At 58.1% G+C, this 21278-nt stretch carries 19 protein-coding genes; 7 read left to right on the plus strand and 12 right to left on the minus strand.

Annotation, left to right across the window (positions count from 1 at the left end; genetic code table 11):
* Positions 1-37 precede the first annotated feature (37 nt).
* The 5 genes from G8764_RS01370 to G8764_RS01390 all read left to right on the plus strand — a co-directional run bounded on the left by G8764_RS01370 (position 38) and on the right by G8764_RS01390 (position 7858).
* A complete protein-coding gene (locus G8764_RS01370) occupies positions 38-2896 on the plus strand; it encodes a biotin/lipoyl-containing protein (protein WP_166161125.1) in 2859 nt (952 codons plus the stop codon).
* Positions 2897-2984: 88 nt separating this feature from the next.
* Complete coding sequence (gene mce / locus G8764_RS01375) at positions 2985-3398, plus strand: methylmalonyl-CoA epimerase (protein ID WP_166161127.1); 414 nt, start codon at positions 2985-2987, stop codon at positions 3396-3398.
* A 111-nt stretch (positions 3399-3509) separates the two neighbouring features.
* A complete protein-coding gene (scpA, locus tag G8764_RS01380; RefSeq protein WP_166161129.1) occupies positions 3510-5660 on the plus strand; it encodes a methylmalonyl-CoA mutase in 2151 nt (716 codons plus the stop codon).
* 567 nt (positions 5661-6227) lie between these two features.
* Positions 6228-7193 (plus strand): methylmalonyl Co-A mutase-associated GTPase MeaB, encoded by a 966-nt coding sequence (meaB, locus tag G8764_RS01385; RefSeq protein ID WP_166161131.1) that lies wholly within the window; start codon positions 6228-6230, stop codon positions 7191-7193.
* Positions 7194-7321: 128 nt separating this feature from the next.
* Positions 7322-7858: a DUF2062 domain-containing protein gene (locus G8764_RS01390; RefSeq protein WP_166161133.1), complete on the plus strand. Its 537-nt coding sequence runs from the start codon at positions 7322-7324 to the stop codon at positions 7856-7858.
* Positions 7859-8052: 194 nt separating this feature from the next.
* Here the strand turns inward: G8764_RS01390 and G8764_RS01395 are convergent, their stop codons facing one another.
* From G8764_RS01395 to G8764_RS01405, 3 genes are all read right to left on the minus strand, one after another.
* Positions 8053-9297, minus strand: a complete 1245-nt coding sequence (locus G8764_RS01395) for a lipoprotein-releasing ABC transporter permease subunit (RefSeq protein WP_166161135.1) — start codon at positions 9295-9297, stop codon at positions 8053-8055.
* Positions 9298-9319: 22 nt separating this feature from the next.
* Positions 9320-10030 (minus strand): lipoprotein-releasing ABC transporter ATP-binding protein LolD, encoded by a 711-nt coding sequence (lolD, locus tag G8764_RS01400; protein ID WP_243748522.1) that lies wholly within the window; start codon positions 10028-10030, stop codon positions 9320-9322.
* 62 nt (positions 10031-10092) lie between these two features.
* Positions 10093-11346, minus strand: a complete 1254-nt coding sequence (locus tag G8764_RS01405) for a lipoprotein-releasing ABC transporter permease subunit (RefSeq protein ID WP_166161137.1) — start codon at positions 11344-11346, stop codon at positions 10093-10095.
* Positions 11347-11489: 143 nt separating this feature from the next.
* Here G8764_RS01405 and G8764_RS01410 point away from each other — a divergent pair, with 143 nt between their 5' ends.
* Together G8764_RS01410 and G8764_RS01415 are read left to right on the plus strand one after the other, a co-directional pair.
* The gene (locus G8764_RS01410) at positions 11490-12068 is read left to right on the plus strand and encodes a PilZ domain-containing protein (RefSeq protein WP_166161139.1); all 579 of its coding nucleotides are present in this window, start codon (positions 11490-11492) and stop codon (positions 12066-12068) included.
* A 62-nt stretch (positions 12069-12130) separates the two neighbouring features.
* Entirely contained in the window at positions 12131-12430 is a 300-nt protein-coding gene (locus G8764_RS01415; RefSeq protein ID WP_166161141.1) for a hypothetical protein, read from the plus strand.
* Between the two features lie 22 nt (positions 12431-12452).
* Here G8764_RS01415 and sthA read toward each other — a convergent pair whose 3' ends face one another.
* The 9 genes from sthA to G8764_RS01460 form a co-directional block, all read right to left on the minus strand.
* Positions 12453-13850 (minus strand): Si-specific NAD(P)(+) transhydrogenase, encoded by a 1398-nt coding sequence (gene sthA / locus G8764_RS01420; RefSeq protein ID WP_166161143.1) that lies wholly within the window; start codon positions 13848-13850, stop codon positions 12453-12455.
* Positions 13851-13924: 74 nt separating this feature from the next.
* Complete coding sequence (gene nqrM, locus G8764_RS01425; RefSeq protein WP_166161145.1) at positions 13925-14164, minus strand: (Na+)-NQR maturation NqrM; 240 nt, start codon at positions 14162-14164, stop codon at positions 13925-13927.
* An 82-nt stretch (positions 14165-14246) separates the two neighbouring features.
* Positions 14247-15320, minus strand: a complete 1074-nt coding sequence (locus G8764_RS01430; RefSeq protein ID WP_341806265.1) for an FAD:protein FMN transferase — start codon at positions 15318-15320, stop codon at positions 14247-14249.
* A 57-nt stretch (positions 15321-15377) separates the two neighbouring features.
* Positions 15378-16601, minus strand: a complete 1224-nt coding sequence (nqrF, locus tag G8764_RS01435; RefSeq protein ID WP_166161149.1) for an NADH:ubiquinone reductase (Na(+)-transporting) subunit F — start codon at positions 16599-16601, stop codon at positions 15378-15380.
* A 21-nt stretch (positions 16602-16622) separates the two neighbouring features.
* Positions 16623-17231 carry an NADH:ubiquinone reductase (Na(+)-transporting) subunit E gene (nqrE, locus tag G8764_RS01440; protein WP_166161151.1) on the minus strand — a complete coding sequence of 203 codons (609 nt, stop codon included), beginning with the start codon at positions 17229-17231 and terminating at the stop codon, positions 16623-16625.
* A 3-nt stretch (positions 17232-17234) separates the two neighbouring features.
* Complete coding sequence (locus G8764_RS01445; protein WP_166161153.1) at positions 17235-17888, minus strand: NADH:ubiquinone reductase (Na(+)-transporting) subunit D; 654 nt, start codon at positions 17886-17888, stop codon at positions 17235-17237.
* A 2-nt stretch (positions 17889-17890) separates the two neighbouring features.
* On the minus strand, positions 17891-18658 hold the full coding sequence (locus G8764_RS01450; RefSeq protein ID WP_166161155.1) for a Na(+)-translocating NADH-quinone reductase subunit C: 768 nt from the start codon (positions 18656-18658) through the stop codon (positions 17891-17893).
* Positions 18651-19847 (minus strand): NADH:ubiquinone reductase (Na(+)-transporting) subunit B, encoded by a 1197-nt coding sequence (locus tag G8764_RS01455; RefSeq protein WP_207951626.1) that lies wholly within the window; start codon positions 19845-19847, stop codon positions 18651-18653. Before G8764_RS01455 ends, G8764_RS01450 begins: the two co-directional genes overlap by 8 nt.
* A gap of 3 nt (positions 19848-19850) precedes the next feature.
* Positions 19851-21194, minus strand: coding sequence for a Na(+)-translocating NADH-quinone reductase subunit A (locus G8764_RS01460; RefSeq protein ID WP_166161157.1), 1344 nt, complete (start codon positions 21192-21194; stop codon positions 19851-19853).
* Between the last annotated feature and the right edge of the window lie 84 nt (positions 21195-21278).

Consider the following 21278-nt stretch of genomic DNA (forward strand, 5'->3'; position numbering starts at 1 on the left):
CACCCCGAATTAGAAAGATTGAAAAGAGGCTGAAGCCGTGCAACCAAGCAACGAATACTATTTACACAACCCGCTGATCCACAAGGATCGCCGCCTGGGCAATGCCACCACCGAGTGGACCCGCAGCTTTGACAGCAGCCATATGCGCCCACTGATCATCTGCCGCGGCCCGATCCGCAAGGAAGCCATGGATGTGTTCGAGGAGATGGGCATCCACCACTACGGCATCCTGCTGTCGGAGAAGGACTCCATCGTCTACCAGAGCGCACTGGCACCAGAATTGCGCCAGCTGACCGACCCCGATCGCGTGCACCGGGTACCGGATTACACCGGTGCCGACAAGGCAGAGCGGGAAGTGCGGATCCAGCAAATCATCAATATCGCCCGGGAAAACGGCTACAACTCCATCTTCACCGGCTACGGTTTTATGGCCGAAGACGAGAACATGGTCAGCGCCATGGAAGAAGCCGGCCTCAATTTTATCGGCCCCTGCTCCCGAACCGTGCACGATGCGGGCCTCAAGGATGAAGCCAAGCGCACCGCCCTGCGGGTCGGCGTTTCGGTCACTCCGGGCGTGGACAATGCCACCGCCCTGACCCTGCTGAAGAAATACCCGGACATCGCCTCCCTGCAACAGCTAGTGGCCAGCGAAGGTCTGCAAGTGGACGCCGCCAAGCTCGACTCCAGCGAGATCTCGCTGGAAGACAAGGCTGACCTGGTGTTGGCCGCCAGCTACGAGAAAGGCATCGACCTCTATACCATCGAGGAACTGGGCGAGACCATCCGCGAGCAGGTTATGGTCATGACCCGGGAGTACCCGGAGAACCGCATTCGCCTGAAGTGCATTGGCGGTGGCGGTGGCAAGGGCCAGCGTATTCTAAAGGCGCCCTCGGCCTATAAGGGCGATCTCGCCAGCCGCATTGAACAGGCCGCCGCCAAGGCGCCGAGCCTGGTGCTGGAAATTCTCAACGAAGTAAAAGCCACCGGCAAGGGCGACAACAAGAACGTGCTGGTGGAATTGAACATCGAAACCACCCGTCACCAGGAAATCCAGGTGATTGGCAACGGCCAGTGGTCCCTGGCCATGGGCGGCCGCGACTGCTCCCTGCAGATGCACGAGCAAAAGCTGCTGGAAGTCTCGGTCACCACCGAAGACCTGGAAAACGCCCTCGCTGCCGCCGAAGCCGCCGGCAACGAGACCGAAGCTGCCGTGCTGCGCCAGGACATCATTACCCTGCAGAAGATGGAAGAGGAATCGGAGCGCTTTGGCCTCGCCGTAGGGCTCGATTCGGTCTCCACCTTCGAGTGTATCGTCGATCGCGACAAGCACTTCTTTATGGAAATGAACACCCGCATCCAGGTAGAGCACCGGGTCACCGAACTCTGCTACGGGCTCAAGTTCAGCAATCCGGACAACAGCGCCGAAAGTTTTGTGGTGGAATCCCTGGTTGAAGCCATGGTGCTGCTGGCCGCCCACGGCCCGCGCCTGCCCAAGCCCGAGCGTGTGCTGCGCCACAACGCCTCGGTGGAAGCGCGCATGAACGCCACCAACCAGGCCCTGCAGCCTCACGCCGGTGGCATCATCGAAAACTGGTCCAACGCCGTCGAAGGCGAGATCCGCGACGACCAGGGCATCAGCCTGCACAACCCCGACACCGACGTGTTTATGAAGTATCACCTGGCCGGTGCCTATGACTCCAATATCGCCCTGCTGCTGACCGTGGGCGACGACCGCAGCAACAGCTACCAGCGCATGGCGGAAATCCTGCGGGTCACCGAGCTGCGCGGCAAGGACCTGGCCACCAACCTCGGTTTTCATTACGGCCTGGTCAACTGGTTCCTGGGCAACAACATCAATGCCCGCCCCACCACCCGCTTTATCGTGCCCTACCTGACCGCGGTGGGCCTGCTGAAACAGGAAGCCAATGATCTGGATTTGGCCTATGCCTATCGCCAGGTTTGCCAGGCCGAGCTGGAAAAAGTCGACGATGCGACGGAAAAAGGCGAGCTGAAAGCGGTACTGGATCGCAAGCACCTGCTGCTGACCCGACCGCTGGAAATCTTGCTGGAAGAGCCGCACAAGCTGGCCGGCTGGCTCAGCCTCAACCAGAAGCACTTCAGCATTGACGGCGATAAAGTCAGCTGGAACAGCAACCCGGTACTGGTGCTGGCGGAGCTCTATCACTTCCTCAATATGGACACCTGCGACAGCAAACCGGCAAGCTCCATGATCTGGGATCACGATCACGCCATCCTCGAGCAAGCGGTGGGCTTTTACCGCAAGCTGGAAGAGTTACTCGGCAGCAGTGATTACGCCGCCATTGTCGCCGCCCTCGCCGGTGCAGCGCCTGAAGGCGTTGCCGCGGACAAATGGGAGGCTGCCAAAGCCGCTCACACCGGCTTCCAGGCAGGCACCAGTATTCTCAGCCTGCTGGTACAAATTGCCAGAACTACCGGTTTCTTTGATTTGAAAGTGAATCCGGATTTGAGTATTCATATTCCGGAAAAACTGCTGGACGGCGATTTGCAAACCGCCATGGCCAAGGTGCTGGTACCACCGCCGGCGGCCAAGTCGGATGAAATCCTGGCTCCCACCGGTGGCATGTTCTACGCCTGCGAAGCGCCGGGCATGCCACCACTGGTGGAAGTCGGCAGCCACTTTGAGGCCGGCCAGCCGCTCTACATCATCGAAGTGATGAAAATGTTCAACAAGGTCAACGCTCCGTTTGCTGGAACCATCGAGGAAGTTCTGGTAAAAGACGACGGCGCGATCATCAAGAAGGGCCAGGTGCTCTACAAGATCACGCCGGATGAGCGCGTGGTGGAGGAATCACCGGAGGAGATTAAAGCCCGTCGGGAGTCAAAAACCAACGCGTTTTTGGCCACCCTGGCCTAAGGCAGCGCTGCTTGATTCGAGCCTGAATCAAGCAGCGTTTTCCCGAGTGTTAATGTTTTCAAAGTATTAATGTAGCGGAGTAAAAGACATGATTGTCGCACTGGATCACATCGCCATTGCCGTACCCGATTTTGACAGGGCCATCAAACGCTTTATGGAAGACTTTGGCCTGCCGTACAAAGGCTCCGAGGATGTCGAAGCGGCCAAGACCAGCACCGCATTTTTCCCGCTGCCGGAGACCAGCATCGAGCTGGTGCACCCGCTGCGGGGCGAGGGCCCGATCGCCGGTTACCTGGAGAAGAAAGGCGGTGGCCTGCACCACCTCTGCTTCCGCAGCGACGACATCGAGGCGGATGTGGCGCACCTGAAGGCCAAGGGTTATCAGTTTTTGTCTGAGGCTCCTACTATTGGCGCCCATAATTGCAAGGTGATTTTTATTCACCCGAAGAGCTGTGACGGAGTTCTGATTGAACTCAACCAGCCGCAGGATGAACACCACTGATAACCGAGTTGTTTGCTGCCCCGCAGACCGTGCCAATAACGTGTTTATGACTTTTGAGTATTAACGCCCTCGCGGGCCTGTAACCGCGCCTGTAACGGAGAGAGAAACCCTATGTCCGATAAGAAACCCACCCTGGCCGACTGGGAAGCCCTGGCCATCAAGCAGTCCAAGGGACTGACTCCCGAAGAGCTGACCTGGCATACCCCCGAAGGCATTAACATCAAGCCGCTTTACACCAGGGCCGATGTCGAGAACCTCGAGTACGCTGACACTTTGCCAGGGCTGGCACCCTATGTGCGCGGGCCGCAGGCCACCATGTACGCCGGCCGTCCCTGGACCATCCGTCAGTACGCCGGCTTCTCCACCGCCGAGGAGTCCAACGCTTTCTATCGCAAGAATCTCGCCGCCGGCGCCCAGGGGGTTTCGGTGGCCTTCGACCTGGCCACCCACCGCGGCTACGATTCCGACCACCCGCGGGTGTCCGGCGACGTCGGCAAGGCCGGGGTTGCCATCGATTCAGTTGAGGATATGAAAATCCTGTTCGACGGCATCCCGCTGGACAAGGTATCGGTGTCCATGACCATGAACGGCGCGGTCTTGCCGATTCTGGCCAATTACATTATCGCCGCCGAGGAACAGGGTGTGAGCCAGGACAAACTGGCGGGCACCATCCAAAACGATATCCTGAAAGAGTTTATGGTGCGCAACACCTATATCTACCCCCCTGCGCCCTCCATGAAGATCATCGGCGACATTATCGGCTACACCTCGGAGCACATGCCGAAGTTTAACTCGATCTCCATTTCCGGCTACCACATCCAGGAAGCCGGTGCCGACGCGGCATTGGAGCTGGCCTACACTCTGTCCGACGGCCGCGAGTATGTGCGCACGGCGCTGGCCGCCGGCCTCGACGTGGACAAGTTCGCCCCGCGCCTGTCGTTCTTCTGGGGCATTTCCATGAACTTCTATATGGAAATCGCCAAGCTGCGCGCCGGCCGCCTGCTCTGGGACAAGATCATGAGCGAGTTCAAGCCGAAGAACCCGAAGTCGTCCATGCTCCGTACACACTCCCAGACCTCCGGCTGGTCACTGACCGAGCAGGACCCGTACAACAACGTGATCCGCACTACCATCGAGGCCATGGCAGCGGTGTTCGGCGGCACCCAGTCGCTGCACACCAACGCCCTCGATGAAGCCGTGGCCCTGCCCACGGAGTTCTCCGCCCGCATCGCCCGTAACACCCAGATTATCATCCAGGAGGAGACCGGTATCTGCCAGGTGGTCGACCCTTGGGGCGGCTCTTACATGATGGAAACCCTGACCCAGCAGATCGCCGACCGGGCCTGGGAGCTGATTGTCGAGATCGAGGAAAACGGCGGCATGGCCAAGGCCATTGAAGCCGGCTTGCCGAAGCTGCGCATCGAGGAATCCGCGGCCAAGAAGCAGGCGCGGATCGACCGCGGCGAGGATGTTATCGTCGGCGTCAACAAGTATGTGCTGGAGAAGGAAGACGATCTGGAGATCCTCGAGGTGGACAACGTCCGCGTACGTGACTCCCAGATCGCCCGCCTCAACAAGCTCAAGGCGGAGCGCGATAACGACGCAGTCAAAGCTGCCCTGGCAGCGATTACCGAGGCCGCCAAAACCGGTCAGGGCAATCTGCTCGACCTGTCTGTCAAGGCCGCCCGGGTACGGGCCACCGTAGGTGAAATCAGCGATGCCATGGAGGCTGAATTCGGCCGTTATAACGCCCAGGCTCGCACTATCTCCGGTGTTTACGGCGCGCCCTATGAGGACGATGCCGATTGGCAGGCGATCAAGGCTGATATCGAGGCGTTTGAGTCTGAGCAGGGCCGTCGTCCGCGCATGCTGGTGTGCAAGATGGGCCAGGACGGTCACGATCGCGGTGCCAAGGTGATCGCCACGGCCTTTGCCGATGTGGGTTTCGATATCGATCTGTCGCCGATGTTCTCGACCCCTGAGGAAGTGGCCAAGCAGGCGGTGGAGAACGACGTTCACGTGGTCGGTGTTTCGTCCCAGGCAGCGGGTCACAAGACCCTGGTGCCGGAGTTGATCGCGGAGTTGAAGAAACAGGGTGCCGATGACATCATCGTGGTGGCCGGGGGCGTGATTCCGAAGCAGGATTACGATTATCTCTACCAAGCGGGCGTTAAGGGTATCTTTGGACCCGGTACCAAGATTCCGATCTCGGCGCGCAAGGTACTGGATGAGGTGCGCAAGGCCAGTGCTGCTCACGCTTAGGTGTTAATCTAGTAATAAAACGCTTATCGATTGAGAATGCCCCCTGACGGGGGCATTTTTACATTGGTACTTGGTTCGAAGATTGTGCGTTGCGGCGGCAGTGTTTGCGCTGGTGACACGCCGTTAACCCGTCCATGGGGGCTCTCTGCCGCCATCCATGGCGGCAGAAGGTCACCAGCGCAAACACTGCCACCTCTTCCAGCAATGCGCGAGCAGCCGATTTTTTAAAAAGCTGACATGCTATAGCTCCTAGCACTTAATCAACTTTTAAAGAGATTCGATGATTAAGTCATGTTAGTCGAATTTACGCTGAAATCGTCAATGGGCCCAGGTGCGGCTTTGTTCCGTGACCTTCTGCCGCCATGGACAAGGTGAATTGAAGCTACGCTTCAAGAGAAAGCACCCTGGGGTGTGGCGGCAGAGAGCCTACATGGACGTATTTAGAGCCTGCCCCGCGAGCACAGCGAGTGCTTTGGGTACGGCGGGTCACGGAACAAAGCCGCATCTGGGCACACCGCGCTGCAGCCCGAAGCGACCAGACGCGGCTCGAAACAAACAGGAAACAACATGCCCAATCCCAATATTGACTTGAATCTGTTACGCCAGGGTAATCGGCGGGCGCTGGCCAAGGCCATTACCCTGGTGGAAAGCAAACTCGATAATCACCGCCAGCAGGCACAGCAGGTGCTGGAAGATTTGTTGCCGTTTACGGGCAATAGCATTCGCATTGGCATTAGCGGTATACCCGGGGTGGGTAAGTCGACGTTTATCGAGGCCTTTGGCAAGCACCTGATCAAGCAGGGTAAGAAGGTGGCGGTGCTGGCGGTGGATCCCAGTTCGCCGATTCGTGGCGGCAGTATCCTCGGCGACAAGACTCGTATGGAGGAGCTGTCGCGGGAGGAGAATGCGTTTATTCGCCCCTCTCCCTCCGAGGGTTCGCTGGGCGGCGTGGCGCAGAAAACCCGGGAGACCATGCTGTTGTGCGAGGCCGCCGGTTACGACGTCATTCTGGTGGAGACTGTGGGTGTCGGCCAGTCTGAGTATGAAGTGGCGGCTATGGTGGACTTTTTCCTGGTGCTGATGATCCCCAACGCCGGCGATGAATTGCAGGGTATCAAGCGCGGTATTATGGAGCTGGCGGATGCGCTGGTGATTAACAAGGCCGACGGCGAGAGCATTAACCTGGCCAAACGTACCCGGCAGCACTATCAAAATGCCTTTCACCTGATCAAACACGGTTCTTTCTGGACCCCGAAAGTGGAAACCTGCTCGGCGCTGGAGAATCAACGGATTGCGGAGATTTGGGCTATGGTGCTGGAGTACCAGCGGCTCGCCCTTGAGAACAAGGCGTTTTTCGAAAAGCGGGCGCGGCAGAACTCGGAGTGGATGAAGAAGCTGATTCATGAGATGCTTGAGATACGCTTGCGACAGAGCCCGGAGGTGAAACATAAACTGCCTTTATTGCAGCGGGCGGTAGTGGAAAACACGACAACTCCTTATAATGCCGCGAAACAAATTGTCGACCTCCTGTAATCACAGAATACCGGAGGGCTAGTGATTGATTAGACCAGGTTTTACCCGACTGCGGGCTATCCGACAATAATACCGACTCCCGCGCTGCGACAGCTACCGCAGCAGCAGCGTGGACAGCAGTAGAGATAATGGCGAGAAAAATATTCAAGCGTTGGCTTCCGGACCCGGCTGAATTTAAAAAACGCCCCGCGTTAAACTTTATTAGCCACCTGTTGCACGACCCGAACCTGTTTCACCTGAACCGTCACTCGGTTTCCGGGGCGTTTGGTCTGGGGCTGTTCGTCGCTTTTTTGCCGATTCTCGGCCAGATGCCCATCGCGGCCTGCTTTGCCCTCTGGTTGCGGGTCAACCTGCCCATTGCGGTGGCCCTCGTGTGGGTTTCCAACCCGTTCACAATCCCTCCCATATTCTATGCCACTTACGAGTTGGGGCGCCTGATTCTGGGCACCCCGCCGCTGGCGTTCCAGATGGAATTCTCGTGGCAATGGTTCAGTAGCGAGTTTACCCATCTGTGGCAGCCGCTGCTGGTAGGGTCACTGCTGGCGGCGGTGTTTTTTGGTGGCCTGGGGTATATTTCCATGCAGGTATTCTGGCGCTGGCAGGTCATCCGCCATTGGGAGAAACGCAAAAACCAGCGCCTGCAGCGGCAGCATCCACCGCAGTAAACGCAGCGCGAGACCGCCTTGCTCGTCCCGCGGGGAACCTGTTCGCTACAGGGTCTGCGGCCGGTCTTTAGTCAGCCTGCTCTCAGTCGACCTCCACCAGCTAGCGGTCTAACCGCACACAGCAATCCATCAACCGGCACCCAACTGGCAGTCAACCTGCTGCACCGCGCTGGCAGGCAGTAGTTACCCTGCGCCTATTCGAAGCGCAGTACTTCCGCGGGCGCGACCCGGCTGGCGCGCCAGGCGGGATAGAGGCTGGCCAGCAGGCTCATGGTCAGCGCCACGCAGGTCACCAGCAGGAAGTCCGGCCACTGGATTTCGGAGGGCAGGTAGCTCACCGGGTAGATACTGGAGTCCAGCAGGCTGAGGCCGAACCAGCGCTCCAGGAGATTGAACAGGTCGGCGGCCAGCAGTGAGCCGGCCAGCCCGAATATCACCCCGAACAGGGTACCGGTGAGGCCGATAAAGCAGCCGTGCACCATAAATATCCAGGTGATATCAGAGCTGCTGGCGCCCAGGGTTTTGAGCACCGCGATATCTGCCTGCTTGTCCACCACCACCATCACCAGGGTGGACACCACATTGAAGGCGGCGATGGCGACAATCAGGAACAGCAACAGGCCCACCAGGCTCTTGGAAATGCGAATGGCGTGAAACAGGTTGCCGTGGGTGCGACTCCAGTCGGAGCCGTAGTAGCCGTACTCCATGCTGCGCACCTGGCGGTAGATAATGTCCGCGGCGGAAAACAGGTCATTGACCTTCACTCGCAGGCCGGAGACCCGACCGGGGAAATCGGACAGGGCACTGGCCGCCGCCAGGCTGGTCAGGGCCAACGAGTGGTCCAGCTCGGTGCCGGATTCAATCAGCCCCACCAGGGTAAAGGCGCCGATTTCTGGCAGTGCGCTGGCGCTGCGCCGGCTGGGCACCAGCACAGTAATCTTCTGGCCGATGGCCACATTGAGTTTGGCAGCGACGCCTTTACCCAACACGATGGCGGCGCCCTCGGTACCGCCGCCCTGCAGCTGTGCCAGCGCCTCCGCCGGCACGAATTGGCGGATTACCGAGACCCGGCTCTCCTGCTCAGCATCGATGCCGAAAAAGGCGATAGGCGCCACCTTGCGCCCCACACTCAGCATCGCCTGCAGTTCCACAAAAGGCGCCGCGTCGACAAATTCGGGATTGGTCAATAACCCGGTGCGCAACTCGCGCCAATCGGCAATGCCCTGGCGATGGTAGATGGCGCCGTGGGGCATAATGCCGAGAATGCGCTCGCGCAGCTCCCGGTCAAAGCCGTTCATAACCGACAGCACGGTCAGCAACAGGCCCACACCCAGGGTCAAGCCGAGAATGGAGATGGCGGAGATAAAGGACACCAGCTGTGCCCGCTGGCGGCTGCCGGCGAAGCGCATGCCGACAAAATAGCTGAACGGCCGGATCATGCCCCGGCCCCGCGCAATAGCTTTAGCACAAGCGCCCTTCCTCCAGGCTCAATACCCGGTCCATGGAGGCGGCCAACTGCTCGTCGTGGGTGACCACCACAAAGCTAGTGGCCAATTCCGCGCTCAGCTGGCGCAACAGGTCCTCGATGGAGTGGGCGGTGTGCCGGTCCAGGTTGCCGGTGGGTTCATCCATCAACACACAGGCGGGCTGATTGACCAGGGCCCGGGCGATGGCCACCCGCTGCCGCTCACCGCCGGACAATTCCGAGGGTTTGTGTTGCACCCGCGCTGCCAACCCCACTTTGCCGAGCCAGTCCGCCGCCGCATTGAAGGCGCTCTTTTTACTGACGCCGGCGATCAATTGCGGCATGGCCACATTTTCCAGGGCGGTGAATTCACCCAGCAGGTGATGAAATTGGTAGACGAAGCCCAGGTGCCGGTTGCGCAAGCGCCCGCGCTGGTTGTCGTTGCAGGCGGAAAAGGGCTGCCCCAGCAGCAGGGTTTCCCCTTCATCCGGTGCGTCGAGGCCCCCCATCAGGTTCAGCAAGGTGGATTTACCCGACCCGGACGCGCCGATGATTGCCAGCCGCTCGCCGCTGCGCAACTCCAGGTTGACCCCGCTCAACACCTCGACCACAGCTGGCCCCTGGCGATAACTTTTGACCAATCCGCGGCAGTGCAGTACCAGCGCCGGCGAGTTTGTTGCGCCGCTGCCCGGCGATTCCCCATTCAATCTATTTTATACTCCATACAGACTCAGCCCGGGCCACTGCTAGTGGCATTCCGCTGGCTTGTTCATTCGTAACGCAGAGCTTCCGCCGGTTCCACGGTCGAGGCGCGATAGGCGGGATAAAGGGTGGACAGGAAGCTCAGTGACAGGCCCACCGTCATCACCGTGACCACATCCGACCACAGCAGGCGCGACGGCATATGGCTGATAAAGTACACCTGCGGGTCAAAAATCCGGAGCCCGGTCAGGGTTTCAAAGAAGGCCACAATATAGCCCACGTTAACGGCGATCGCCGCTCCCACCAGGGCGCCGACCAGTATGCCCACCAGGCCAATGGCAACGCCCTGGACGATAAAGATAGCCGTGACCTGCACCCGGGTCAGCCCGAGGGTGCGCAGCACGGCGATATCGGAGCGCTTGTCCGCAACCATCAACACCAGGCTGGAAATAATATTAAAAGCCGCCACCGCAATAACAATCATCAGCAGCGTCGACACCACCGTTTTTTCCATTTTTATCGCCGCAAACAGGCTGCCCTGGGTCTCGCTCCAGTCACGCACGGCCACCGCCTGTTGTTGCGCGCCGGGCAAGCTCTGCCACAACCCATAGCCGATCTGCTTCGACAGGTAGCGGTCAGTGGTTTCCAGCTGCACCCCATCCACCTTGTCACCCAGGCGGAACAGCTTCTGCGCATCGCCCAGGTGGATAAGGGCAAAGCTCTGGTCCAGCTGCCCGCCCACTTCAAACACCCCGGCCACGGTAAAACGCTTGATCCGCGGGAACACTCCGGCCGGGGTAACGGTCAATTGCGGCAGGGTGACGCTGATTTTGTCGCCGGTGGCAACCCCCAGGTAGCGGGCCAGTAATCGACCGATGATGATGTTGTACTCGCCGGCCTGCAATGCATCCAGCTGCCCCAGCAGCATGTGTTCCTGCAGGGTCGACAAGCGCGGGATGTCCTGGGGCAACAAACCGCGCAATTGTACCCCCTGCATGCCCTGCTCAAAGCTCACCATCGCATCGCGATCGACGTAGGGCGCTGCGGCCGCAATCTGCGGGTGCAACTCGGCGCGCTCCACCAGCGCCTGCCAATCGCTCAAGCCGGAGCCACTGTAGAGTTCGACGTGGGGAATGATTTGCAACAGGCGCTGTTTGATCTCCCGATCGAAGCCGTTCATCACCGACATAACCACAATCAGCGCCACCGCCCCCAATGTCATCCCCGCCAGTGAAAACCCGCTCACAAACGAGATAAACTGATTGCGCCGCTTGGCCCGCGTGTAGCGCAATCCGATAAATATGGGGGTAGGTATTTTCATGAGCGCATTAAACCCAATGCCAGCAGCCATAACAAGCGTTTGCAAAAAAATAGCCGCTCGCATTAGCGCCTCCCGCGACAGGACAGATCCGCTATCTGCTGTTAGACTTCAGGCAGAGACCGGATTATCAACGCAGGTAGCCAATGAGCTCAGCTGAGCGCAGAAGTTTTTTCCGCATCCCCAGTGAAATCGTGCTGGATTTTCACCCTGTCGACAGCTATACCCTGGAAAACACCCGGGCTGAGGACGAGTTTCCCGAAGAACAGAAGGCCCTGTCACTGTTCAGTGAGCTGCGGCGCCTCGACAAGGAAGCATCGCCACACCTGGGCGCCATCGGCGATAACAACCGCCCGCTGGCAGACTACCTGAAAATGCTGAATAAAAAGCTGGACCTCATTGCCCAGCAGTGTGTGGCCGCCAATTACAGCGGCGAGGATGTTCGCCCCACCCATGTCAACCTCAGTGAAGGTGGCATCGCTTTTAACAGCGGCAAGGCACTCTACAAGGATTCCCACCTGGCTCTGCGCATCATGTTTCTCTCCGATTACTCCAGCCTGGCGAGCTTCGCCCGGGTTGTGCGCTGCGAGAGCCAGCAGGAGAGCAAAGTGTTTAAAATCGCCTGTAAATTCCTGACCCTGAACAACAACCAGCAAGAACTGCTGGGCCGCCACATTATGCAGGCCCAACTCGAGGCCAAGCGGCGCAGCCAGCACCAGTCCTAGAACTTAGAACGAAAAACGAAAAACGAGAATTCACAACTTACCACCGCGAGGAAACCCGGCCTATGCCCAAGCTTATTTCACTGCCTGTTATCGCCGCACTGGTACTCTGGCTCGATTCAGCACCTGGCCTGGCGGAAACCATTAAGATTCCGGTTGGCCAGCAGAGCAGCACTACCTATATAGAGCGCCCTACCCTGGGCATGGATATGAGTTCAGTTGAGAGAAAGTTTGGTCCGCCGCTGGAGCAGCTGCCCGCCCGCGGCGAGCCGCCGATCAGTCGCTGGGTGTACGACAGGTTTGTGGTCTATTTTGAAGGCGATATTGTGATCCACACCGTCGTCAGACACCAGCCGCAGGGCTGAGCCCTGCGCCGGCAGCACGAGGCTAAAACCGCAGCAGTCGGTTCAACCCGTTCAGGGCTGCGATGCGATAGGCCTCGGCCATGGTGGGGTAGTTAAAGGTATTTCTGACAAAAAACTTGATCGAATTCCCCTCCCCCTTCTGCGACATGATCGCCTGGCCAATGTGAATAATTTCCGCGGCCTCGGCGCCGAAACAATGGATGCCGAGAATTTCCAGGCTGTCGGGACGAAACAGCAGTTTCAGCATGCCGACGTCTTCGCCACTGATCTGGCCCCGGGCGGTGTGCTTGAAAAAGGCGCGCCCCACTTCATAGGGCACCCGCGCCTCGGTCAACTCGCGCTCGGTTTTACCCAGCGAGCTGATTTCCGGCAAGGTGTAAATGCCGGTCGGGGCATCGGACACGAAGCGCACTGACTGGCCACAGATGGCCCGTGCCGCCGCGCGCCCCTGGTCGAAAGACGCGCTGGCCAGGCTGGGCCAGCCAATTACGTCACCGGCGGCGTAGATGCCCTCGACCGAGGTTTCATAGCGCTCGGACACCTGCAACTGACCGCGGTGGTCGGCCTCCAGGCCGATATTCTCCAGCCCCAGACCATCGGTATTGCCGGTCCGACCGTTACACCACAGCAGGGCGTCGGCCTTGATCTGCTTGCCTGATTGCAGCTGCATGGTGACGATATTCTGGTCCGCGGTCACGGACTCGAATTCTTCGCAGTGACGCACCATCACGCCGCTGTCGCGCAAGTGGTAGCTGAGCGCATCGGATATTTCATCGTCGAGAAACGAGAGCAGTCGATCGCGGGTGTTGATCAGGTCAACCTTGATGCCGAGACCGGCAAATATCGACGCGTACTCACAGCCGATGACGCCGGCACCGTAGACGATCATGGTGCGTGGGGTATGCTGCATTTTCAGGATGGTATCGCTGTCGTAAACCCGCGGATGAGTGAAATCCACATTCTCGGGCCGGTAGGGCCGCGACCCGGTGGTAATCATGACATTGGCGGCGTTGATGTACTCTTTGGCACCGTCGCTCAGGGTCACCTCGACGCGATTTTTATCCACGAAAGCCGCTTGCCCCAAGTGCACCGCGACCCGGTTGCGGGCAAAGTCGCTGCTGAACTTGTCCACCTGCTTGGCGATAACCTTGGCCGCCGCCTCCTGGATCTTCGGGTAACTCACCCACTGGGGGTCACCTATGCTGCGAAATAAACTCTGGGTGTTGTACCGAATCACCTGCTTGACCGCGAAACGCAGGGACTTGGATGGCACCGTGCCCTTGTGCGCACAGTTGCCGCCGATCATCTCTTTGCGCTCAATCACCGCCACGCGCTTGCCGGCCTTCGCTGCGGAGATCACTGCCCCCTCCCCGGCCGGGCCCGAGCCAATAACCAGCAAGTCGTAGTTGTACTCAGCCATAAACTGTAAGCTCCAATAATGTTACTGCGAAAATATTACTGCAGATAAATCAATGCGCTGGTCCAGCGCCAGTATCAGCGGCGGGGAGTAGCCGCCTCGTAGGCGAGTTCTTTTGCAGCCGGAGTCGACTCCTGCTGCTCGTCACATTTATTCGGGTCGCCACCACACAGGTCACAGACATAGTCCTCTTCACCCAGGGCTGCGCCAACCCCGCCGCAGGAGCCCTTTAACGGCTTGCGGCCCATCAATACCCCCACCGCCATGGCGACGACAAACAACAGCAACACCAGCAGTGTCAGTAAAAATATTTTCATCTCATACTCCTCGATTTCCGCTGTTTCCACCCGCTGCGGGTGAAAACCAATGGGCAGCTACTGGCTGCCGGTCCCGCCCGGTTTATTGACCGGACTCAAGGTAAGCCTGGAACGCCTCTGAAGCGACCTCGGCGAACGTATCGCCCTGCTTAATAATAAACATTGCCGCTATGCCCTGGCTATTAGCCAATGGTAGCGCCTGCTCCAACCCCAGCACATTAAACGCCGTGGCCAGTGCGTCCGCCCGCGCCGCGGACGGATCCAGCACTGTCACCGAGGCCAGGTTGTGGTTTATCGGGTAACCACTGCGAGGGTCAACAGTATGGCTGTAACGAACACCATTCTCCTCGAAGTAGTTGCGATAATCGCCGGAGGTGGCAATACCGGTGTTAGTCAGCTGCAAAGCCCGGTACACGCTCGTGGCGAGCAGTGAGTCCGGCCGCTCGATGGCGATCCGCCACTGTTCTCCGTGTGCATTGTGACCGTGCAAACGCAACTCACCGCCGATTTCGACCAGATAATTCTGGTAGCCAAGCTCCTGCAAATAACCGGCCAACCGGTCAACCCCGTAACCCTTGGCCACAGCACTCAGGTCGAGGGATACCGGCTGCAGCCGTTGCAGCCGTGCCCCGGCGACATCCAGCAGCATCTTTTGGTAGCCGATTGAGTCCAGAGCCTGGCGGATTTCCGCTGCCGCCGGCACCGTGTTTGTGCCCGGCTTTGGACCAAAGCCCCAAAGGTCGATCAACGGCCGCACGGTGACATCGAACGCCCCGGCGGACAGATCACTGACCTCCGTGCTGATTTGCATTACTGCCAGCAGATCTGCCGACAGCGGCACCCACTGGCCAATCACCGACTCATTGAGGCGGTTGATCTCGGAGCCCTCGATATAGGTGGACATCGCGAGGTTGATCGCCTGCAGCAACTGGTCAATGCCGGACTGTATTTGCCCGGGATCCGCTATCTCTTCCGCCGTCACGATACTGACATGGTAGCTGGTACCCATGGTGGCACCGGACAGGCGCAGAATTTCAAGTTGCGGCGCCCTGCTGCAAGCGCTCAGCAGCAGAAAAACTACCAGCCCAAACAAAAACGAGGCCAGCAATGCCGGCCTCGTCCTGGGCGCTTTGACGTTTAGCGGGTCAGCGAGCACAGAGGATAATCTCCATCGGCTCATACAAACCCGCACAACACACTGCCACCACCTGCATCAACCGCCGAAGTCATCCAGCAAGATGTTGTCGTCCTCGACCCCGAGATCTTTCAGCATCTTGATAACGGCGGCGTTCATCATCGGCGGCCCACACATGTAGTATTCACAATCTTCCGGCGCCGGGTGGTCCTTCAGGTATTCTTCGTAAAGAACATTGTGAATAAAGCCGGTCATACCAGTCCAGTTGTCCTCAGGTTGAGGGTCGGACATGGCGACGTGCCAGGTAAAGTTGTCATTTTCCCGAGCCAGCATATCGTACTCGTCCTGGTAGAACAGCTCTTTCAGGGAGCGGGCACCGTACCAGAAAGACATTTTCCGCTCTGTCTTCAGGCGCTTGAGCTGGTCGAAGATATGCGAGCGCATCGGCGCCATACCGGCACCACCGCCGACAAACACCATCTCGTTGTCGGTATCCTTGGCAAAGAACTCACCAAATGGTCCGTACACGGTAATCTTGTCGCCAGGCTTGAGGCTAAACACAAAGGATGACATCTGGCCGGGCGGAATACCCTTGGCCCCTGGAGGCGGTGTCGCGATACGGATATTGAATTTGACCACGCCCCGCTCTTCCGGATAGTTGGCCATGGAGTAAGCACGGATAACCGGCTCAGTCACCTTCGACTCGAGGTTAAAGAAGCCAAACCGCTCCCAGTCACCGCGGAACTGCTCCTCGATGTCAAAGTCCTTGAAGTAGACATGGTGCGGTGGCGCTTCCAACTGCACGTAACCACCGGCGCGGAAGTCGACGTTCTCCCCTTCCGGCAGCTTCAAGGTCAACTCCTTGATAAAGGTGGCCATATTGGGGTTGGAGGTGACAGTACACTCCCACTGCTTGACCCCGAATACATCCTCAGGCACTTCGATCTTCATGTCCTGCTTGACCGGTACCTGGCAGGACAAACGCCAGCCTTCACGGGCATCGCGCTTGGTAAAGTGACCCTCTTCGGTAGGCAGCATACTGCCGCCGCCGGCCTCCACAACACACTTGCACTGGGCGCAGCTACCGCCACCACCACAGGCTGAAGGCAGAAACAGGCCGCTCTCAGACAAGGTGTTCAGCAGCTTGCCGCCAGCGGGCACCGTGATGGTCTTCTCACCGTTGATTTCAATTGTCACATCGCCGCTGCTGACCAGCTTGGCGCGGGCAGCCAGGATCACCGCAACCAGCGCAAGCACGATGGCGGTGAACATGACGACCCCTAAAACTATAGTAATGTTCATGCTTCGATTTACCCTCGCTGTTTACAGATCGATGCCGCCGAACGACATAAAGCCCAATGACATCAGGCCCACGGAAATAAAGGTGATACCCAGGCCGCGCAGGCCCGCCGGTACGTCACTGTATTTCATCTTCTCGCGAATACCGGCCAGGGCAGTAATGGCCAGCGCCCAGCCAACCCCTGAACCGATACCGAACACGGTGGACTCACCGAGGTTATAGTCGCGCTCGACCATAAACAGCGACGCCCCCATGATGGCGCAGTTCACAGTAATCAGAGGCAAGAACACACCCAGCGCGTTGTACAGCGCCGGCACGTACTTATCCAGCACCATCTCCAGGATCTGCACGATCGCCGCAATCACACCGATGTAGGTGATCAGACCGAGGAAACTGAGGTCAACTTCCGGCAACCCGGCCCAGGCCAGCGCGCCATCCGCCAGCAGGTAAGTGTAAAGCAGGTTGTTTACCGGCACGGTAATACCCAGCACCACGACAACCGCAATACCCAGACCGAGGGCCGCATCGACCTTCTTCGAGATCGCCAGGAAAGTACACATACCGAGGAAGAAGCTCAGCGCCATGTTGTCGATAAAAATCGCACGGATAAAAAGGCTTAAATAATGCTCCACCGATCAGGCCTCCCTGGTTGTATTAGGACAAATTTTGAATTCAGCTTCTTCCACCTGCTCGGTTTTCCAGGCCCGCAGACCCCAGATAATCAGGCCAATCAGGAAGAACGCGCTGGGCGGCAGCAACAGCATGCCGTTGGAGACATACCAGCCACCCTCGGTTGCCAGCGGCAAAATTTCGTAGCCCATCAGCTTGCCGGAGCCAAACAGTTCGCGAACGGTAGCGAGAGCGATCAGCAGTGCGCTGTAACCCAAGCCATTACCTATGCCATCGAGAAAGCTGGGCAGCGGCGGGTTCTTCATAGCGAAGGCTTCCGCGCGCCCCATCACGATGCAGTTGGTGATGATCAAACCGACAAATACCGACAACTGCTTGCTGATATCATAAGCAACCGCTTTCAGGACCTGGTCCACCACGATTACCAGTGACGCGATAATCGTCATCTGCACGATAATTCGAATACTGCCCGGAGCGTGATGGCGCACCAGTGATACGAAGAAGTTGGAAAATGCGGTCACCAGGGTCAGGGCAATACACATCACCAGGGTGACTTTTAGTGAACTGGTTACCGCCAGTGCCGAACAAATACCGAGGATTTGCAGCGCAATCGGGTTGTTCTCAAAAATTGGCTTGAACAATAAATCCTTCGCTTTCATGATTATGCCTCCCCGCTTTTCAGGTTTTCCAGGAAACTGGCGTAGCCACTTTCACCGAGCCAGAACTTGATCAGGTTATCAACACCGCGACTGGTGAGAGTAGCGCCGGACAGGCCATCGATCTTGTGCTCTGAGCCGGACGGCGCGTTGCCCTTGATAATGGTCAAACCGACACTGCCATCGTCAGCGTAGACTTTTTTACCGGGCCACAGGGCTTTCCAGTTGGGGTTGTCCACTTCACCACCCAGTCCGGGTGTTTCCGCGTGCTCGTAAAAGCCCATGCCGACAACGGTATTCAAGTCCGAACCCAGCGCCAAAAAGCCGTACAGGGTAGACCAGAGGCCGTAGCCCTTGATCGGCAGAATGACGGTTTCCACCCCACCCTGCGGGCCTTCCACAACATAGACCTTGGCAACATCGACACGACGGCCGATTTTGGCCAGGTCTTCATCACCACTCAGTTTAGTGGAGCGGGCTGGATCCTTGGACGCCTTGCGCTGGTCGTACTTGGTAGCACCTTCAGCAACGTCGGTAAATTTGCCAGTTTTCAGGTCAACCAGCCGGGTTTTCACCTGGCCAAATTGCTCCTCGACACTCTTGCTCGGGTCGTAGAGACCGGCCGCAGCAAGAATATTGCGGTTGAAATCCAACTGCTTGTTGGCGACCTGTGCCGGCTTGAGCATAACGGCCGCGGTAGATACAACTACCGAGCAGACGATACACAGTGCCAGTGCAACACCGATGGTTTTTGAAACGCTATCGTTAGCCACGTGCCAACCTCCGCTTGATATTTGCCTGGACTACAACATGATCGATCAATGGTGCGAACAAATTGGCAAACAGGATTGCCAGCATCATGCCCTCAGGGAAGGCCGGGTTTACCACCCGAATCAACACCACCATAAAGCCGATCAACCCGCCAAACCACCACTTTCCGGTGTTGGTCATGGAAGCCGACACAGGATCGGTCGCCATAAAGATCATACCAAAGGCAAAACCACCCACGACCAGGTGCCAGTGCCAGGGCATCGCCATCATCGGGTTGGTGTCCGGGTTGCCGACCAGGTTAAACAGGCCCGCAGTGAGGAACATACCCAGGAAGACACCGAGGATAATGCGCAGCGAGGCAATTTTCATCGCCACCAGCACCACACCACCCAGCAGGATTGCCAGGGTTGAGGTTTCGCCGATGGAACCTTGCATTTTCCCAAAGAACGCATCCAGCCAGGTCAACTGGCCCTGCAGGGCAGTGATGCCGTCCGAGGCGACCATCGACAGCGCCGTGGCGCCAGTGTAACCATCGACCGCGGTCCAGACCGCGTCGCCGGACATTTCAGCCGGGTAGGCGAAGAACATAAAGGCCCTGCCCGCCAGCGCCGGGTTGAGGAAGTTCTTGCCGGTACCACCGAATACTTCCTTGGCGATAACCACACCAAAGCTGATGCCCAGCGCCACCTGCCAGAGGGGTACATCCGGCGGACAGATCAGTGCGAACAACACCGAGGTGACAAAGAAGCCTTCATTGACTTCGTGGTTGCGCTTCATGGCAAACAGCACTTCCCAGAAACCGCCCACGACAAAGGTGACAGCGTAGATCGGCAGGAAGTACAGGGCACCGTGCCAGATATTATCTACCCAGCTGCCGGCGTTAAAGCTGGCGATAAAGAAGTCGCGCCAGTTGCCGATCTGGGTAATACCCAGGTCCGCCATGATGGTGTTGGCCTGCCAGCCGACGTTGTACATGCCGTAGAACATCGCCGGAAAGGTACACACCCACACCGTGATCATGATGCGCTTCAAGTCGATGCCATCGCGCACGTGAGAAGTCGTGCGGGTCACATCCTTGGGTCGAAACAGGCCGGTATCAATAGCTTCGTACAATGCGTACCAGCTTTCCAGTTTGCCGCCTTTGTGGAAGTGCGGCTCCATATTGTCGAGAACTTTGCGTAAACTCATCATGATTTAACCCTCCTTCTCAATACGAGTCAGGTTGTTACGCAGGATCGGTCCGTATTCATATTTACCCGGACAGACGAAAGTACAGAGAGCCAAATCTTCTTCATCCAACTCCAGGCAACCCAGTTTTTGCGCCAAATCGGTGTCACCGACAATCAGGGCTCGCAACAGTTGGGTAGGCAGGACATCCAGGGGCATTATGCGCTCGTAGGCCCCGATGGGTACCATAGCTCGCTCACTGCCGTTGGTGGTGGTGGTGAAGTCGTACTTTTTGCCACTGAACAGACTGGAAATGTAGATGCTCAGGCTGGAGAAGTACTCGGCGCCGGCTCGCAGGTAGTGCAGAAACGGGCGATCGCGCCCCTCGGCCAGCACTGAAATCTGGTTGTGGTAGCGACCCAGGTAGGCATACGGGCCGTTGGCGGTGCGGCCGCCAAAAACAGAGCCGGAAATAACCCGGTTTTCGCCGCTTTTCAATTGTCCGGCGGTGAGCTCCTGCAAGCTGGCACCCAGGCGCGTGCGCACCAGGCGCGGCTGCTCCACCTGTGGGCCGGCCAGGGAGATGACCCGCTCGGTGGGCAACTTACCGGTCACAAACAACTGGCCGAAAGCGATTACGTCCTGGTAGCCAATCGTCCACACCATTTTATTGGCATTGACCGGATCGAGATGATGAATATGGGTGCCCGCGTTACCCGCCGGGTGCACACCGCCGAACTCCTGGGTGGAGATGCGGCTATTGTTGCCAGCCTGGACATCCGCACCGGCCGCCTTGCAGACATACACCTGGCCGGCGGTCAGTTTGGTCAACAACAGCAAGCCGTTGATGAAATCATCGCGCTTGCTGCGAATGATGGGTTCCGGGTCTGGCGCCAAGGGGTTGGTATCCATGGCGGTGACGAAAATCGAATTGGGGCTCGACGTCAACTCCGGCACTTTACTGTAGGGCCGCGTCCGCAGTGCGGTCCAGAGACCGGACGCAACCAAATTTTCCCGGACTTGTTCGTCCGTCAAACCAGCCAACTGATCCGCCGAATACTGACTGAAGCTCTCCGCCTCGTCGCCATCGACGTCGATCACCACCGACTGCAATACCCGCTGGGCACCGCGATTGATGGCTGCCACTGTGCCGGCTGCAGGTGCGGTAAAGCGCACACCTTTAATTTTTTTGTCTTCGAACAACAATTGCCCAAGTTTTACCCTGTCCCCTTCCTGCACTGCCATTGTCGGCTTCATACCATGGTAATCAGCTCCAATGACCGCGACGGACCGAATGGACGGGCCATCGACGATGGCCTGTTCGGGAGCCCCGGATATGGGTAAATCCAATCCCCGACGGATATCTATCATACGCCTCTGCCTAGTTACTAGTTTTGAAATTGGTTTGCAACGCGCGTGGCGCTGCCTGCTAAAACTGCTGCTTGCTTAAAAAAT

Origin of the sequence: Pseudomaricurvus alcaniphilus, assembly GCF_011440395.1 — a bacterium.
GTDB classification, from domain to species: Bacteria; Pseudomonadota; Gammaproteobacteria; order Pseudomonadales; family Cellvibrionaceae; genus Pseudomaricurvus; species Pseudomaricurvus alcaniphilus.

Coding starts and splice junctions, on each gene's coding strand:
- mce (WP_166161127.1), top strand. CDS start 2,985: ATGATTGTCGCACTGGATCACATCGCCATTGCCGTACCCGATTTTGAC.
- scpA (WP_166161129.1), top strand. CDS start 3,510: ATGTCCGATAAGAAACCCACCCTGGCCGACTGGGAAGCCCTGGCCATC.
- meaB (WP_166161131.1), top strand. CDS start 6,228: ATGCCCAATCCCAATATTGACTTGAATCTGTTACGCCAGGGTAATCGG.
- G8764_RS01390 (WP_166161133.1), top strand. CDS start 7,322: ATGGCGAGAAAAATATTCAAGCGTTGGCTTCCGGACCCGGCTGAATTT.
- G8764_RS01395 (WP_166161135.1), bottom strand. CDS start 9,297: ATGATCCGGCCGTTCAGCTATTTTGTCGGCATGCGCTTCGCCGGCAGC.
- G8764_RS01405 (WP_166161137.1), bottom strand. CDS start 11,346: ATGAAAATACCTACCCCCATATTTATCGGATTGCGCTACACGCGGGCC.
- G8764_RS01410 (WP_166161139.1), top strand. CDS start 11,490: ATGAGCTCAGCTGAGCGCAGAAGTTTTTTCCGCATCCCCAGTGAAATC.
- G8764_RS01415 (WP_166161141.1), top strand. CDS start 12,131: ATGCCCAAGCTTATTTCACTGCCTGTTATCGCCGCACTGGTACTCTGG.
- sthA (WP_166161143.1), bottom strand. CDS start 13,850: ATGGCTGAGTACAACTACGACTTGCTGGTTATTGGCTCGGGCCCGGCC.
- nqrM (WP_166161145.1), bottom strand. CDS start 14,164: ATGAAAATATTTTTACTGACACTGCTGGTGTTGCTGTTGTTTGTCGTC.
- nqrF (WP_166161149.1), bottom strand. CDS start 16,601: ATGAACATTACTATAGTTTTAGGGGTCGTCATGTTCACCGCCATCGTG.
- G8764_RS01445 (WP_166161153.1), bottom strand. CDS start 17,888: ATGAAAGCGAAGGATTTATTGTTCAAGCCAATTTTTGAGAACAACCCG.
- G8764_RS01455 (WP_207951626.1), bottom strand. CDS start 19,847: ATGATGAGTTTACGCAAAGTTCTCGACAATATGGAGCCGCACTTCCAC.
- G8764_RS01460 (WP_166161157.1), bottom strand. CDS start 21,194: ATGATAGATATCCGTCGGGGATTGGATTTACCCATATCCGGGGCTCCC.